The organism is Ferrimonas marina (assembly GCF_900129905.1).
Taxonomy (GTDB): domain Bacteria; phylum Pseudomonadota; class Gammaproteobacteria; order Enterobacterales; family Shewanellaceae; genus Ferrimonas; species Ferrimonas marina.
On sequence record NZ_FQXG01000006.1, the window covers coordinates 304,301 to 318,276 of the forward strand.

Sequence of the window (13,976 nt, forward strand, 5' to 3'; positions counted from 1 at the left end):
CCTCCTCAGGTGGCGGCGAAGCGCCGCTGCAGTTGTAGGGTGGTGAGAAAGGCCAGCAGGGCCAGTGCGCCGGCCATCACGTGACCGTGGGCCGCCAGCAGGGTGGCGTCCACCAGCGGAATGGCCGCCAGCAGGGCGCCGACACTGCTGGCCACCTGGCGGTGGGGGCCGGGCAACAGGGTGCGCAGCTGGCGGAACAGCCAGAAGCACAGCAGCAGTGCCACCGGGATCGCCATCGGTGCCTGGTCGATGCGGGTTAATACCAGCACCACCGGGGCGGCAAACAGCAGCAGGGGCCAGTAGCGATGCACCTGGTTGAGGTGCTCGGTTTGTGCCACGTAGGTGAGGCTGGCGATGTAACAGAGCATGGCGGTGCCCGCCCACAATACCGCCGGGGTAATACCGCCGACGAACAGGGCCGCCACCAGGTAGACCATCAGTCGGCAGCTGCCCATCAGCCAGGCGCTGTGACGAAACTGTTTGTGGGTCAGGTCGTAGGCCAGGATCACGCCGCTCAAACCGAGGGCGGCGATGGCAGCGGAGGGATCGCCGGGGCGCCCGAGCCAGAGCAGCACCGGCCCCAGGGTCAGCAGCGCCAGCCCGGTACGCCACACCTCCTGGGCACTGACCTGGCCGGAGGGGATCGGGCGCTCGGGCCGATGCAACAGATCCCAGCGGGCATCGCAGGCATCGTTGAGGAACATCCCGCCCAGGTAGAGGGCGGAAAGGGCGGTGGCCAGCAGCACAAACTCCATGGCGGTGGGGTCGCCGCCGGCCAGCATGACTCCCACCAGGGTGTTGGTCCAGACCGACGGCAGATTGGCGACACGTCCCAGTGTCAGTGCGGTGCTCCATCTCATCCTTGCAGCTGCTCCTTAGCCCAGCTCAGCTCCTGAAACAGGTGGGCTACCACCCCCTGGTCGCGGTACTGCTCGGGCAACAGGTCATAGGTATAGGTCTCCACCTCCAGGTGGGGGCACAGCGGGTCGAGCCGGTGATGACTGAGCAGTTGCGCCACGCTTTTCTGGGTGGTGCGAAAGGGGCCCATCTGGCTGAGAAAGATCGGCACATGGTAGTGGCTGCGCCATTGCGCCGGGCTGTCACCCAGTGCCGCCAGCGCCTGGTCCAGGTCAAGGTAGCTGCGGGTCTCGCCCTCGCTGCGGACCGTGGTCTGGTGCAGGTAGATGGGATCCGACAAGGCCGCCAGGGCTGCCTGGGCGCCGTCGGCATGGGGGTCGATGCTCAGGGCGGCGGTCAGCTGTACCTTGGCGATGGGGATCCCCATCCGCTGCAGCGCCAGGGCAGATTCCAGTGGGTCTTCAAACATCACCGCGCAGTGACAGCAGTCCAGGCAGACCCCCAGGTGCCGATGCAGTACCTGCTCCGCTTGGGTCATCGGGATCCCCAGGGTGCGGCACAGCGTCGGTAGCTGGCCACGCAGCTGCTGAAACAGCTTGAGCACATCGGCGGTGGTCTCCAGCACGCAGCTGGGTTCCGGCTCCAGTGCCAGCTGGACCCAGCGACCGGTATCCCGCTCCAGCTGGTACAGGGCGGCCACGGTGTGGATCAGGTTATCCAGCGCCGCACGATGCCGCGCCGCCGGGGCCAGGTCGGCGCGAAAGCCCAGCGGTACGGTGGAGATGCTGCCGTGGCCACCGGCGGGCATCAGTGCCGCCATGATCTCGGCCAGCTGCAGGGTGTAGGCCCGGCGGCGAAGCTCAGACCAATCCGGTCGATACACCCCTTGCTTGACCGGGGTGCCGTGGAAGGGGCCGTAAGGAAAGCCGTTAAGGGTGAACAGGTAGCACTGTTCCGCTTCCAGCCAGTTGCGGAAGCGTTCGAGCTGGCTCGGCTGACTGAGGCTGTCAGCGGCCAGGGCTCCCAGTCTCAATCCGAGCCCCAACGGGGCATCCGGGCTGATCCGCCGCTTCAGGGCGGGCAGGTGCTGACGCAGATGGGCGAAGTGCTGTTGCCACTGCTCGCCGGCGAACAGGTTGGTGCAGAAGGTCAGGTGGGTCTGGTTGGCCAGCTGCATAGTGTCTCAATCCAACCCTTGCAGCTGCTGTAGCGCCTGTCGCAGTGCGTCAAGATCCATCTCGTTGACCTCGACACCCTCGCCCAGGCGGGGCAGCAGGGTGACACAAAGCTGGCCGCCGAGGTGCTGGCGAAACGCCTCCAGCCCCGCCAGCAGGGCGGGTTGCCCCTGCTCGTCACACTGCCCCAGCACCGGGTCATTCAGGGTGAAACCGAGCCGCTGCAGCAGCTGGAGCAGGCGCTGGCAGGCGTCGCTCTCCAGCAGGCCAATGGTATGGGCATAGAGGGCATCCAGGGCCATGCCGATGGCCACTGCCTCGCCGTGGCGCAGTCGATGATTGGATTGCAGCTCCAGCTGGTGGGCACTCCAGTGGCCGTAGTCCAGTGGCCGGGCGCTGCCCAGTTCAAAGGGGTCGCCACCGTCGCGGATCTGGGCCAGGTGCAGTTCGGCGCAGCGCTGGATCAGGGTCTGCATCGCCGGGTGGTTGCGGTCGAGCAGTTCGCTGCTGTGCTGCTCAATCCAGTCGAAGAAATGGCTATCTCGAATGCAGGCCACCTTGACCGCTTCGGCCATGCCGGCGCGCCAATCCCGGGGGCTCAGGGTGCGCAGCAGATCGCAGTCGTTGATCACCGCAAAGGGGGGAGCGAAACAGCCCAGCAGGTTCTTCTGGCCAAAGGCGTTAACGCCGTTCTTAACGCCGATGCCGGCGTCGTTCTGGGCCAGCACGGTGCTGGGCAGGCGGACGATGCGCAGTCCCCGGTGGAAGGTGGCGGCGGCATAGCCGACGGTATCGAGTACCGCGCCGCCGCCGATGGCCAGCACCACGCTATGGCGGTCGGCCCCGGCCTGGTTCAGTTGCTGGTGCAGGTAGCCCACCATCGCCTCGGTTTTGCCGCTTTCGCCACCGGGCAGGGTTTGCGGCGGGGCCAGCCAGCGCAGGTGCTGACGGTGGGTGCCGACGTAATCCTGTAGCTGCGGCATCAGTTGTGGCTGATGCCGGGCCAGCTCTTCGTCGACGAAGGCGAGCACACCGTGTTGGCGCTGGGGTTCACGTCGACGGATGGCGTTGAGCAACACCGGGTTGCACACCGCCAGGGCATGGCGGGTAAAGCTGAGGCGATAGTCGAACTGGACCTGGATGCAATGATCCTGAGTCGCTGCGCTGCCTTGGGCGGCGGAGAGGATTCGGTGCTGTTCCATAGGCGGGTGACCCATCCCTAGCAATCGGTTCTGCGTGGTGGCCCGGGGCCACGTGTCCCTGAAGGATCTGGCCGGGCAACCCCGGCTGCCCTGCTCGTCAGGCAGATTGGCACCTAGCAAAGATAGTTGCTTTCCCGGGGCTTCGCCTGCTCCGGTCGTGGCTTTTCCCCGTGCTGTTGCTGTCGTAGCATGGCCACATCAACGGCAAACTAATGAAGAATGAGATTCATGAAGAACGTATTGATCACCGGGGCGACCCGGGGCCTGGGTCGCGCCCTGACCGTGCAGCTGTGTGAGCAGGGCTACCGGGTGTATGCCAGTGGCCGGGACGCCGAGGCGCTGGCCCAGCTGCAGCAGCAGACCGGTTGTCTGGGCAGTTGTGCTGACCTGGCGGATGCGGAGCAGGTGACGGCACTGTATCAACGGGCCAGCGACGCGCTGGGGGGGATCGAGGTGCTGATCAACAACGCCGGGATGAATACCCGCAAGGCGGCGGTGGTGGACACCGAGCTGGCGGAGTTCGAGTGGCAGTATGCGGTGAACCTGCGGGCACCCTACCTGTTGTGTCGGGCAGCGATGAGCGAGATGCAGCCACGAGGGGCGGGCCAAATCATCAATGTGATCAGCACCGTGGCCAAGCGCAGCAGCCCCACCATGGGGGTCTATACCACCATGAAGCAGGGGCTGGCGGGGCTCAATAACGTGCTGATGAAGGAGGCACAACCGCTGGGGATCAAGGTCACAGCGGTCTACCCGGGGGGGATGGATACCGAGTTTCGCGACCAGGCCCGGCCTCAGTACATCCGACCGGAGCAGGCGGCGCAAAAGATTGTGCAGCTGATACAGGACCCGCCGGAGCTGGTCACCCATGAGCTGCTGTTCCGCCCGCCGGCGGAGCTGGAATAGCCTCTAGCGGCCGACACCGGGGTTGATCACCTTCTCCCGCCGCGGGCCAGGACCGGGCTGGGTGTAACGGTGGGGCCGGCTGCCACGGAACAACAAGCCGATGCTGGCCAGCAGGAACAGGGTCAGTTGCACCACCAAAAGCACCAGAGCGATGGGCAGCAGCAGGACAAACAAACTCAGCAGCACCAGGCTGCCCATCACTGCTCGCAGCGGGCTCAGGGTGGCGCCAGGGGCGGGCTGCAGCGCTTGGCGGATGCGGCCCTGCCAAAGTTGAAAGCGGTAGGTGTTCATAGTCAGCCTCCGGTTCCGATAAGGATCCGTTCACGCTAGCACGGCGAGCTTGAACCCAAGCTGACTAAAATTCATCCAGCCTATTCCAGCGGCTTGCGCAGCTTGATCGGCTTTTGCCGCCGTTTGCGCAGGCGCAGGTTGAGCATCTCAACGCTGACTGAGAACGCCATGGCGAAGTAGATATACCCTTTGGGGATGTGCACGTCGAAGCCCTCGACGATCAGGGTCATGCCCACCAGCACCAGGAAGGAGAGCGCCAGGATCTTCACCGTGGGGTGGTTGTCGACGAACTCGCCGATCGCCTTGGCGGAGACCAGCATCACCAGCACTGCGATGATGATGGCGATCGCCATCACCGCCAGTTGATCCGCAAGGCCCACCGCGGTGATCACCGAGTCCAGCGAGAACACCACGTCCAGCAGCGCGATCTGCAGCAGCACCATACCGAAGCTGGCGGCGCTGCTGGTGCCGTGGCCCTGCTCCTCCCCCTCCAGGCTGTTGTGGATCTCCAGGGTGGCCTTGGCCAGCAGGAACAGGCCGCCGCCGATCAGGATCAGGTCGCGACCGGAGATCCCCATGCCAAACAGGCTGAACAGCGGCTCGGTCAGGCCCATCACCCAGGTGAGCGAGAACAGCAGCGCCAGTCGGGTCACCATCGCTAGCATCAGGCCGATGCGGCGGGCCAGATCCCGCTGATGCTCTGGTAGTCGGCTGACCAGGATGGAGATAAAGATGATGTTGTCGATCCCCAGAACGATCTCCAGGGAGGTCAGGGTCGCCAGCGCGATCCAGGCTTCCGGGCTGCTAATCCAGTCGAACACGGCCGACTCCTTTCCAGTAGGGCGTGCACTTATGCTAGCCGCCCCAGTGGCTTAGGAGCAATGTTCTTGAGCGAACCCGGGCCTTTGGGTCAGCTTAGGGCGGCCCGAGCCAGCAGCGCGCGGTTGATGCGGTGGATGGCGATGGTGTGGCTGGCCCGTTGCGGGTCCAGTTCACCTTCGCTGGGCAGGTAGAGCGCCGCCGGGCTGCGTGCCAGTGCTTGCTGCTCCTTGCACAAGGCCCGGTAGAAGCTGTTTTCACAGACAAAATGAACGGCACCCGGGTGCAGCTGGGCCTCCAGCCGTTCGATGCTGTCCAGTACGGTCTCGGTCAGGTCGTAGCCTTCGGCGCTGATCTCCAGGTAGCGCTGCTGACCCGCCTGGGCGGATTCGATCGACAACCCGGCTAAGGGTGCCAGCTCGGCGGGCAACTCGGTGCCCCGGGTGAGAAGCAGGGAGTAGTGAAAGGTCTGCTTTTGGGTGTTCACGGCGGCTCCGCTTATTTGTTGGTTTTCCTCACTATAACCAAGGTATTGCGGGCAGATCGTGAGCCAGATCCCCGGAACGGAACGCGGCGCCCAGTGGGCGCCGCTTTGGGCATCAGTACTTTGCGATCACTCCTTAATGATCACCTCTGGCGGGATGCCGTTGTAGGTGCCGATGGGGGGCATGGTCGGGCCATCGCCACCGTCGCTGCCGTCGCCATTGCCGCCCACGATCTGCAGCAGTTCCTCTTCACTCAGGGTGTCCAGTTCCGGTTGTTGCTGTTGCATGGTGTTGCTCCTTGGGTTGGGGATAGATTCAGGCAGGTTGCTGCCTGGCGACGCTAACCTCGGTTAGCTGGCCCTGCTCCAGTCGGACGATGCGGTCCGCCTGTTTGAGGGATTCCTGACGGTGGGCGATCAACACCCGGGTCATCGACAGCTGGCGGATCTGTTCGCTGATCCTTGCTTCATTGCCGCTGTCGAGGTGGCTGGTAGCCTCATCCATAAACAGGATGGTGGGCTGGCGATAGAGCGCGCGGGCCAGCAGCAGCCGCTGGCTCTGGCCGCCGGAGAACTGGTTACCCATCTCCCCCACCAGGCTGTGGTAGCCCATGGGTAGCCGGTCGATCTCATCATCTATGGCGGCCCGATGGGCGCACTGTTGCATCCGCACCAGGCTGGGTTCGGCATCAAAGAAGGTGATGTTGTCCGCCACTGAGCCGGCCAGCAGGGTGTCGTTCTGCATCACGGCGGCCACCCGCTGGCGGTAGTGACGCAGGCCCAGGGTGCTGATCTCCTGGCCATCCAGCAGCACCCGTCCCTGGCTGGGCTGAAGCAGGCCCAGCATCAGCTTCATCAGGGTGGTCTTGCCGCAGCCGGAGTCGCCGACGATGGCCAGGGACTGGCCGGCCTCGATGGTGAGGTTGACCCCTTTGAGGATCTCTGGCCCCTCCGGGTGGTAGCGAAAGTGAACCCCTTCCAGGGTCAGCTGGCCGCCGCCCTGGCGGCTCAGGCCAATGCCCTCACGGTGGGGCTCCGGCTTGGCCAGGGCGATGTCGGCGATCCGATCCAGGTGCAGTCGCAGCATGCGAAACTGCACCAGCTGCTCCACCAGACGGGTGAATCTGTGGGTCAACTGGGTCTTGTAGGCGATGAACGCCAGCACCATGCCGATGGTCAGCTGTCCCGCCATCACGGCGCCGGCAGCGAGGAAGATAACCAAGACATTTTCTAAGCTGAACAGCAGGTTATTTACCGATTCAATGCCGATCCTCAGCTTGCCAAAGCGGATATCGGCGTTGATCACCTCGGCGTAGCGGTTCTGCCACAGACCCTGGCGCTGCGGCTCGCTGCCGAACAGCTTGATCGCCTGCATCGCCCGCAGGTTCTCCAGGAACAGCGACTGCTCCTTGGCCTGGGCCTGGATCGACTCCTCGGTGACCCGGTGCAGCGGCGCGTAGAGGGCACAGCGCAGCAGGGCATAGCAGGCCATGGCCAGCAACACCACCGCGGTCAGGGCAGGGCTGTAGAGCATCATCATCGCCACCATGGCGATCGCCATCAGGCCATCCACCAGGGTTTCGATCAGGCCGCTGGTGAGCCGTTCGCGGATCTTGTTGAGGGAGCCGAAGCGGGAGACCAGGTCCCCCAGCTGGCGCCGCTCAAAGAAGCCCATGGGCAGGCGCAGCAGGTGGTGCAGCAGGTTCACCCCCAACTGCAGGTTGGTCATGCTCGCCAGCCGCAGGATCACCCAGCTGCGCAAGCCGTTGGTTAATTCGTTGACCAGCACCAGCAGGGCAAAGCCAATGGCCAATACCGTCAACAGTGGCCGATCGGCACTGACCAGCACCTCGTCCACCACCCACTGCAGGTAGTAGGGGGTGGCCAGGGCAAAGGACTGCAACAACAGCGACAGCCCCAACAGGGTCAACAGGGCGGTCTTGAAACCGGTCAGCCGACTCCACAGTTGATTCAGTGCCAGCCGGGCACCCTGCTTTTGTGGCACAAAGCCCTGGGTCGGGGTCAGCTCCAACGCCACCCCGCTGTAGAGCCGTTCAAACTCCTCCGGACTCAACACCCGCTTGCCCAAGGCCGGGTCGTGGATCACCCGCTGGTTGGCACGGACCTTGGTCAGCACCACGTAGTGGTTGGCCTCCCAGTGCAGGATGCAGGGCAGCTGCAGCTGTCCCACCCGCTCGGCGGGACAGCGCAGTGGCCGGGCCGCCAGGTCAAAGCGATCCCCCAGCTGCACCATCTGCAGCAGGTTGAGACCACCAAGGCCAGCCGCCCCCTGCTGGCGCAGGGCACTCATGGTCAGCCGATGGCCATGGTAGTTGGCCACCATGCCGATGCAGGCCAGGCCGCACTCGGCGATCTCCGCCTGCAGGATCAGGGGAACCCGGCGCAGGCCGGAGAATTCGAGCAGCTCCAAGGGTGAGCGAAGGGTTTCTCTGGTCATCAGCCGATCCTCCGCTGCAGGCCATACAAGGGCGCCAGCAACCAGGCCATCAGGCTGCGTTGCTCCAACTGGATGTCCGCTTCCAGCAGCATGCCTGGCTTGAGCGGGAAGGGCTCTCCGTCGGCGCTGATCTGCTGCTGACTCAACCGGGCCTTGAGCCGATAGACCGGCCCGGACAGGGTGAAGGGCAGGCTACCCTGGCCCGGGCTGAGCAACGCCTTGTCCACCTGCACCACCTCGGCCTCGACAAAGCCGAAGCGCTGGTAGGGGAAGGCATCGAAGCGCAGCAGGGCACGGTCGCCGGGACGGACGAAGCCGGCACTGTGGCTAGGCAGCAGCAGCTCGGCGATCAACTCCGCCCCATCGGGGATCAGCTGCATCACGCTGTGATCCGCATCCAGCTGCTGGCCGGTCAGGTAGGCGATGGCAGTGACCTGGCCGGCGGCGGGGGCACGGAGCACGTAGCGATAGTGGTGTTCCGCCTCCGCTTGCTGGCGTTTGAGCTCGGATAGGCGCTGCAACAGGGCATTACGGGCAAGCGCATGTTCGGTGGGCAGGGCTGAGCGCTGATTGAGATTACGGTGCACCTCCTCGATGGTCTTGGCGATCTCCACCTGGACATGCTCCTGCTCCTGGCGCAGCGCCAGGTGCTTGGCTTGCTCGGCCTGCAGCTCCAGCTGTGACAGGTGGCCACGCTGAAACAACCGCTCGAACTGGGCCAGCTGAGATTGGCTCAGCGCCAGCTTTTCCGTCATCAGCTCAGCCTGGCTATCGAGCGCCTGCTGACGGCGGATCAGGTCCTGCTGCTGGGCCTCGAGTCGTTGCTTGCGGTGATCAAACAGGGCTTGCTGCTGGTTGAGCTCCTGTTGGATCAGCGTCGCCTGGCTGGCCAACTCCGCCATCACCCGTTCACTCAGCTCTTGCCCGCCACTGGTGCCTCGACGCAGCACCACGGTGGCCAGGGGCTGACCCGCTGTCACCTGTTCGCCCTCCTCGACGTGTAACTGCTCCAGGATCCCGGTACGGGGCGGGAACACCCGTAATAAGCCCAGCTCCGGATTTAAATACCCTCGGACTGTGGCTTTTCTGGTGTAATTGGCTTGGGAAAGAAACAGGGCGGCAATAGTGATAATGAGAATGATGCATGCGCAGGAAATATATATTGGCACAGGCTGAGCCAGGCTGACCTCACCCAACAATCGATGTTCTCTTTTATTATTTTCTAGTGATTGTTCCGACATGGGGCTTCCTTTTTGTACGAGGTTAAGTGGAAGTGATTAGCCTAGGTTACCCCTGTAGGCTTCTGCCTGGCTGTTGCTTAAATGCTGGCTTAATGCTCTGATAGCAATTGGTTTGATGGGTCTGTTTGTTCCAACTGTTTTGAACCGGAATACGGTCTTTCTGCGTTTTATTAATCAGACTTTATGGTTTATCCCACTGGCTCGTGGCAGGGATGGAGTGGATAGTTGATATATACAATATACGCTTCTATCTGGTGCAATAAATAACTGCCCAAAGCGACTTGTTAATGCCTTGTAAAAGTTGACCGTTTGGTTTGACTTGAAATTCGGCTTTACTCCATGCTGGTGAATACAACAGATATATGCATGGAGTTGTCGGTGCCGACCTGGCACCGCGCAGTGGCAAGGAGAGGCCGATGAAACGATGGATCCTGAGCGGGTGTTTGCTGGTAGGGCTGTCCGCTTGTGGCGACAGCAGCAGTTCACTGGATAAAGTGCAGTTGCCCTCGGAGGGGCTGCAGGCCTGCTTTGAGCTCAAGCGTGAGCTCTTCAACTGGCAGACCCTGGCGGATGTGGAGGTGCTGGAGTGCAGCGGTAGCGATGTGGACAGCGCTGAAGGCCTGACCCAGTTGCCCCACCTGCGTTACCTCAACCTGAGCAAAACCGGCATCGAGGTGGCGGAGCCGGATCTGGCCACACTCTACTCCCTGGGGCTGACGGAGAACGCCTATTTGGGAAAGGTGGAGCTGGGCAAGGCTAAGGACCTGGGCAAGCTGGTGTTGGATCACAACTGGTTGCTGTCGGAGCTGGATCTCAGCGCCAACCCATCACTGAACGCACTCTATCTAACCGGCCAGGAGGTGATCAGCGAGCTGGATCTGAGCAACAATTTGGAGCTGCAGCTGCTCTCCATCACCGAGCACGGCCTGACAGAGCTGGATCTCAGCCCGTTGTATCGCTTATTTGGCATCACCATATTGAACGATGGCAAGCTGGAGCAGCTCACTCTGGGGACCCACCCTGACCTGGAAAATCTGACCGCCTGGAACAACCAGCTGACTGAGCTGATCTTCACTGCCCCTCAGCACATTCGAGAGCTGAACCTGAGGCAGAACCGGCTGACGACACTGGATACCGAGGCGCTGCCGGTGATCACCCGTCTCAACCTGTCTGATAATCCCCTACAGAGCCTGGATTTGAGCAGCAATACCCAGCTGGAGCAACTGATTGCCCGGGACACCGAGCTGACCGACATCCGCTTCGACAATAACAGCGCGTTGTGGCTGGTGGATCTGCGCGGTTCGCCACTGAGCGAGGAGACCCGGGCCTACCTCAGTAACCTGGATTGGATCGCGGAACTGAGATACGACTGAGGTCGACTCGTCACTGAGCCGGTACACTGGGGCCTTGCTGTAAGGAGTGCCCCATGTCTGCTGATACCCTCGTTGTTCTGGATTTTGAAACCACCGGCCTCTCCCCTAACCGGGGCGACCGCGCCATTGAGATTGGGGCGGTCAAGCTGGTGGAGGGCGAGGTGGTGGACCGATTCCAGCGCCTGATGAACCCGGGCTTTGCCGTCAGTCCCTTTATTGAGTCCTACTGCGGGATCAGCAATGCCATGCTGCGGGAGGCGCCGCCCTGCGAGACGGTGATGGCGGAGTTCGCCGACTTCATCGGCGATCATAACCTGGTGGCCCATAACGCCAGCTTTGATCGTCGCTTTCTCGACGCTGAGCTGGATCGCATCGGCCGCCACTACCCCGGCGAGTTTGCCTGTTCGCTGCTGCTGGCTCGGCGGATCTACCCGGAGGCACCGGATCATAAGCTGGGTACCCTGGTGGCCTACAAGGGGATCGCCAACGATGGGGTGTTTCACCGGGCGTTGGCAGACACCGAGGTGACTGCCGGACTATGGCAGGCGATGATGCATGATCTGCAGCAGCGTTGCGGATTCCAGCCCAGCTTTGCCCAGCTGCAAACCCTCTGCCGCAAGCCCAAGGGGGCGGTGGCGGATTACCTGGCCAAGCTGGCGCGCTGCTGAATCAGGGCTGCGAGGCCAGCGAGTCACCACAGTAGGCGTCGAACGCCCCCTCTTCATTGGTAAACCCTTCCCGCTCCGCCAGTTCCCACGGGCGCTCACACTGCTCGGTTTTTGCACACCATAGGTAGCCGGCAGAGGCGCGACAGCCATGCTCGTCGGCATCCGCTCCCACCGACTGGGGGCCGGTTTCCGTGCAGGCCAGCAGGGTCATCGTCAGGGCAGCGAGCAGGGGGATACGCAGTGGGGTCTTCATCGCCATGGGTGGGCTCCGTTCTCTCCGTGAGCCCAAACTGTAGTCGATGCCGGGCCGGGCGGTGTCAAGCTGGCGTCACGGTGGCATCGGGATGAGATCGCCGCTGGGCTTGGCAGCTCGCTCTGCCCGGGTATGATGCCGGCCATGCACTGATCGTCAGGGAGTGAACGATGCGATCCTACCTTTGGGCCATTGGCCTGCTAATGATGGGCAATGCCCAGGCCCAGACCGACCCCTTCTATGCCAATGCCCCGCTGCAGCGAACGGCCCCCACAGCCTTTGCTTTGCAGCCGGAATCCCGTGACTGGGTGCGCCGGCAGACGGCGATGACCCAGGCCCAGGGGGAAGCCCTGGTAGAAGCGGTGCAGGCGGATGCCGAGCTGTATCACGCTATTGCCCAGTGGACCGAACTGGACCCAGAGGCCCAGCATCGGGCACTGCGCCGGCTGTTTGTGCTGGAGTGCCAGGTGCTGGGGATCACCCCGCCAACCTTGCTGATCGACAACCACAGCTACCCGGGCAAGACCGTTTACTTTGATTTCTCCCAGCCGGGTCCTGGCACCGTCTACCTCAACCCGGACAAGCTGGCGTCGATGCCGTCCCATGCCTCACTGGCCTTTCTGTTGCACGAGACCCGCCACTCCTACCAGTGGCAGCTGGCCCAATCCGGTGAGGGCCAGCAGGCCTCCGGCTACGACGCCGCCTTTGCCGCCCAGCAGGGGCTGGAGGGGTTCTCCTTCAGTGATTTTTTGATGTTGCTTAATGAGTACGAGGCGTTCCAGTTTGGCAACTACGTGCTGGGCCGGTTGACCGACTGGCGCATAAGCCTGGCCAACATGGGCACCTACGCCAGTCAGTACGATGACCAGGGTCAGTTGAAGCTGGATCTGAGTCGCTGGCCCGACGGTGAGGACTGGCTTAGCCGCTATAACCGGCTGGCCCAGCCCCACTGGCAGGCGCGTCAGGCCGGCAACTAGACCTCACGGGGGCGGCGCAGGTTTTCCATCAGTGCCGCCCAGCGCCCCTTCTCCCCCTTGCGCCACTTTCGGGCGCGCAGCCGGGCCTGGGGACGTAGATCCTCCACCACCGTGGTGGAGATCTTGTCCTGGATCGCCTGACGGTTGGGATCCCAGTAGATCTGGGCAAAGCCCAGCAATCCCGTGGCGATACCGGCCCCGTAGCCGCCGTAGCGGCCAAAGGCGTCCCACAGCGACAGTGGCGTGCCATCCAGCTGGCGAACCCGGCAGCGGGTCAGCTTTTTGCCTACCGTCTGGCCGTCGAACCAGGCGACAAACACGGTGAAGTAAAACGCCGCCCAGCCAAAGCCCAGGCCCAGCTCCTTGAGGCTCTCCACCAAAAAGCCAAAGGCGCCCTTGCTGCGCTGCTGCTCCTGTTCCAGCTGTTCGCGCAAGCTCCGGTTTTGTCGCCGCTGTTTATCCAGTTTCTGCTGCAGTTCCTCCATCGCCTGCTCCGGCGTCTCTTCCGTTGCTGCTGCAATGTCCTGCTCCTCCCCGGGGGCGAGTCCCGCATCTGGGACCGCCTCTGACTCGATGGCCTGTTCGGCGACCGGGGCATCCAGTCCAGTGGTGGCTGGCGCGGTCAGGCTGCCCGCACTCAGTCGCAGTGCCTTCTCCAGCGATTGCCGAGCCTCGGCCTGCTCTGCCTCGGGGAAGCGGTCGGTGATTTCCCGGGCCAATTCACCGCGCTCGGCTTGGGTGAGCAGGTCCCCCTCGGCCAAGGTGGCCAGGTCCGGCAGATGCCGCTCCAGACAGTCTACGTCCTGGCACAGGCCGGCTTTGGTCAGGGTCCAGACATCACCGACGTGGCCCTCGGACACCTCCTTGGTCGCCCAGAGCGTCAGAATGGTGGGGATGATGGCCAGCGCCAGCAGCAGGTAGAGCAGGTAGCTGAGCCACTTGCCCGCCTTCCATTGGCGCTTACGCATGCGCCAGGTCAGCAGCACCAGCAGGATGAACAGCACCCCGCCGGAGGCGGCCAGGGTGGAGACCACCAGCAGATCGATGGCCATGGCGACGCCGCGGCGGGTGGGGGAGGCCAGTGGCCGGTTAAGCAGCCGCTGGTCCAGCTCGAAGGCGTCCGGGGTGATGATGTCGCGGGGATCCTGGGGCACGGGTCACTTCCTGTGAGCACTCGCTGATTCGATGAAACTTATCTTAACCCATTGTTTGTATGAGGTTTAACCGTTTATTGGCGGGTTTGTGAGCCAGCGGGTCTGTGAGCAGGCACT

Annotated in this window: 15 protein-coding genes; 4 read left to right on the forward strand and 11 right to left on the reverse strand. The window is 63.2% G+C overall.

From position 1 onward, the window contains the following. Window positions 1-5: 5 nt before the first annotated feature. The 3 genes from BUC04_RS15955 to BUC04_RS15965 are packed head-to-tail and all read right to left on the reverse strand — an operon-like array spanning window position 6 to window position 3,235. Window positions 6-860, reverse strand: coding sequence for a UbiA family prenyltransferase (locus BUC04_RS15955; protein ID WP_067662586.1), 855 nt, complete (start codon window positions 858-860; stop codon window positions 6-8). Then, window positions 857-2,035, reverse strand: coding sequence for a metabolite traffic protein EboE (gene eboE, locus BUC04_RS15960; RefSeq protein WP_067662589.1), 1,179 nt, complete (start codon window positions 2,033-2,035; stop codon window positions 857-859). The genes BUC04_RS15955 and eboE overlap by 4 nt, the downstream gene beginning before the upstream one ends. Before the next feature lie 6 nt (window positions 2,036-2,041). Next, on the reverse strand, window positions 2,042-3,235 hold the full coding sequence (locus BUC04_RS15965; RefSeq protein WP_067662592.1) for a 3-dehydroquinate synthase: 1,194 nt from the start codon (window positions 3,233-3,235) through the stop codon (window positions 2,042-2,044). Between the two features lie 228 nt (window positions 3,236-3,463). Here BUC04_RS15965 and BUC04_RS15970 point away from each other — a divergent pair, with 228 nt between their 5' ends. Continuing rightward, entirely contained in the window at window positions 3,464-4,141 is a 678-nt protein-coding gene (locus tag BUC04_RS15970; RefSeq protein WP_067662595.1) for an SDR family oxidoreductase, read from the forward strand. A gap of 3 nt (window positions 4,142-4,144) precedes the next feature. On the opposite strand, the gene BUC04_RS15975 is transcribed toward BUC04_RS15970, so the two are convergent. The 6 genes from BUC04_RS15975 to BUC04_RS15995 form a co-directional block, all read right to left on the reverse strand. After that, window positions 4,145-4,432: a hypothetical protein gene (locus BUC04_RS15975; RefSeq protein WP_067662598.1), complete on the reverse strand. Its 288-nt coding sequence runs from the start codon at window positions 4,430-4,432 to the stop codon at window positions 4,145-4,147. Window positions 4,433-4,512: 80 nt separating this feature from the next. Then, window positions 4,513-5,253 carry a TerC family protein gene (locus tag BUC04_RS15980; RefSeq protein WP_067662601.1) on the reverse strand — a complete coding sequence of 247 codons (741 nt, stop codon included), beginning with the start codon at window positions 5,251-5,253 and terminating at the stop codon, window positions 4,513-4,515. An 89-nt stretch (window positions 5,254-5,342) separates the two neighbouring features. Next, on the reverse strand, window positions 5,343-5,738 hold the full coding sequence (locus BUC04_RS15985; protein WP_067662604.1) for a hypothetical protein: 396 nt from the start codon (window positions 5,736-5,738) through the stop codon (window positions 5,343-5,345). Between the two features lie 126 nt (window positions 5,739-5,864). Next, on the reverse strand, window positions 5,865-6,023 hold the full coding sequence (locus tag BUC04_RS24005; protein WP_156480027.1) for a hypothetical protein: 159 nt from the start codon (window positions 6,021-6,023) through the stop codon (window positions 5,865-5,867). Window positions 6,024-6,051: 28 nt separating this feature from the next. Further along, window positions 6,052-8,193 (reverse strand): peptidase domain-containing ABC transporter, encoded by a 2,142-nt coding sequence (locus BUC04_RS15990; RefSeq protein ID WP_073325994.1) that lies wholly within the window; start codon window positions 8,191-8,193, stop codon window positions 6,052-6,054. Continuing rightward, window positions 8,193-9,230, reverse strand: coding sequence for a beta-barrel domain-containing protein (locus BUC04_RS15995; RefSeq protein ID WP_067662606.1), 1,038 nt, complete (start codon window positions 9,228-9,230; stop codon window positions 8,193-8,195). Before BUC04_RS15995 ends, BUC04_RS15990 begins: the two co-directional genes overlap by 1 nt. 620 nt (window positions 9,231-9,850) lie before the next feature. Between BUC04_RS15995 and BUC04_RS16000 the strand changes: the two genes are divergently transcribed. Together BUC04_RS16000 and BUC04_RS16005 are read left to right on the forward strand one after the other, a co-directional pair. Next, on the forward strand, window positions 9,851-10,807 hold the full coding sequence (locus BUC04_RS16000) for a hypothetical protein (RefSeq protein ID WP_067662609.1): 957 nt from the start codon (window positions 9,851-9,853) through the stop codon (window positions 10,805-10,807). Window positions 10,808-10,860: 53 nt separating this feature from the next. Then, window positions 10,861-11,475 carry a 3'-5' exonuclease gene (locus tag BUC04_RS16005; protein WP_067662612.1) on the forward strand — a complete coding sequence of 205 codons (615 nt, stop codon included), beginning with the start codon at window positions 10,861-10,863 and terminating at the stop codon, window positions 11,473-11,475. A gap of 1 nt (window position 11,476) precedes the next feature. Here the strand turns inward: BUC04_RS16005 and BUC04_RS16010 are convergent, their stop codons facing one another. After that, the gene (locus BUC04_RS16010) at window positions 11,477-11,734 is read right to left on the reverse strand and encodes a hypothetical protein (protein ID WP_200804696.1); all 258 of its coding nucleotides are present in this window, start codon (window positions 11,732-11,734) and stop codon (window positions 11,477-11,479) included. A 164-nt stretch (window positions 11,735-11,898) separates the two neighbouring features. Between BUC04_RS16010 and BUC04_RS16015 the strand changes: the two genes are divergently transcribed. Further along, complete coding sequence (locus BUC04_RS16015) at window positions 11,899-12,705, forward strand: hypothetical protein (protein WP_067662615.1); 807 nt, start codon at window positions 11,899-11,901, stop codon at window positions 12,703-12,705. On the opposite strand, the gene BUC04_RS16020 is transcribed toward BUC04_RS16015, so the two are convergent. Beyond that, window positions 12,702-13,859, reverse strand: a complete 1,158-nt coding sequence (locus BUC04_RS16020) for an RDD family protein (RefSeq protein ID WP_067662618.1) — start codon at window positions 13,857-13,859, stop codon at window positions 12,702-12,704. The genes BUC04_RS16015 and BUC04_RS16020 overlap by 4 nt on opposite strands. Window positions 13,860-13,976: the final 117 nt, after the last annotated feature.

What these genes read in the sequence shown, in the direction of transcription:
- BUC04_RS15975 (WP_067662598.1), bottom strand. Translation starts at nt 4,432, where the DNA reads ATGAACACCTACCGCTTTCAACTTTGGCAGGGCCGCATCCGCCAAGCG.
- eboE (WP_067662589.1), bottom strand. Translation starts at nt 2,035, where the DNA reads ATGCAGCTGGCCAACCAGACCCACCTGACCTTCTGCACCAACCTGTTC.
- BUC04_RS15965 (WP_067662592.1), bottom strand. Translation starts at nt 3,235, where the DNA reads ATGGAACAGCACCGAATCCTCTCCGCCGCCCAAGGCAGCGCAGCGACT.
- BUC04_RS15955 (WP_067662586.1), bottom strand. Translation starts at nt 860, where the DNA reads ATGAGATGGAGCACCGCACTGACACTGGGACGTGTCGCCAATCTGCCG.
- BUC04_RS16000 (WP_067662609.1), top strand. Translation starts at nt 9,851, where the DNA reads ATGAAACGATGGATCCTGAGCGGGTGTTTGCTGGTAGGGCTGTCCGCT.
- BUC04_RS16005 (WP_067662612.1), top strand. Translation starts at nt 10,861, where the DNA reads ATGTCTGCTGATACCCTCGTTGTTCTGGATTTTGAAACCACCGGCCTC.
- BUC04_RS16010 (WP_200804696.1), bottom strand. Translation starts at nt 11,734, where the DNA reads ATGGCGATGAAGACCCCACTGCGTATCCCCCTGCTCGCTGCCCTGACG.
- BUC04_RS16015 (WP_067662615.1), top strand. Translation starts at nt 11,899, where the DNA reads ATGCGATCCTACCTTTGGGCCATTGGCCTGCTAATGATGGGCAATGCC.
- BUC04_RS15970 (WP_067662595.1), top strand. Translation starts at nt 3,464, where the DNA reads ATGAAGAACGTATTGATCACCGGGGCGACCCGGGGCCTGGGTCGCGCC.
- BUC04_RS15990 (WP_073325994.1), bottom strand. Translation starts at nt 8,193, where the DNA reads ATGACCAGAGAAACCCTTCGCTCACCCTTGGAGCTGCTCGAATTCTCC.
- BUC04_RS24005 (WP_156480027.1), bottom strand. Translation starts at nt 6,023, where the DNA reads ATGCAACAGCAACAACCGGAACTGGACACCCTGAGTGAAGAGGAACTG.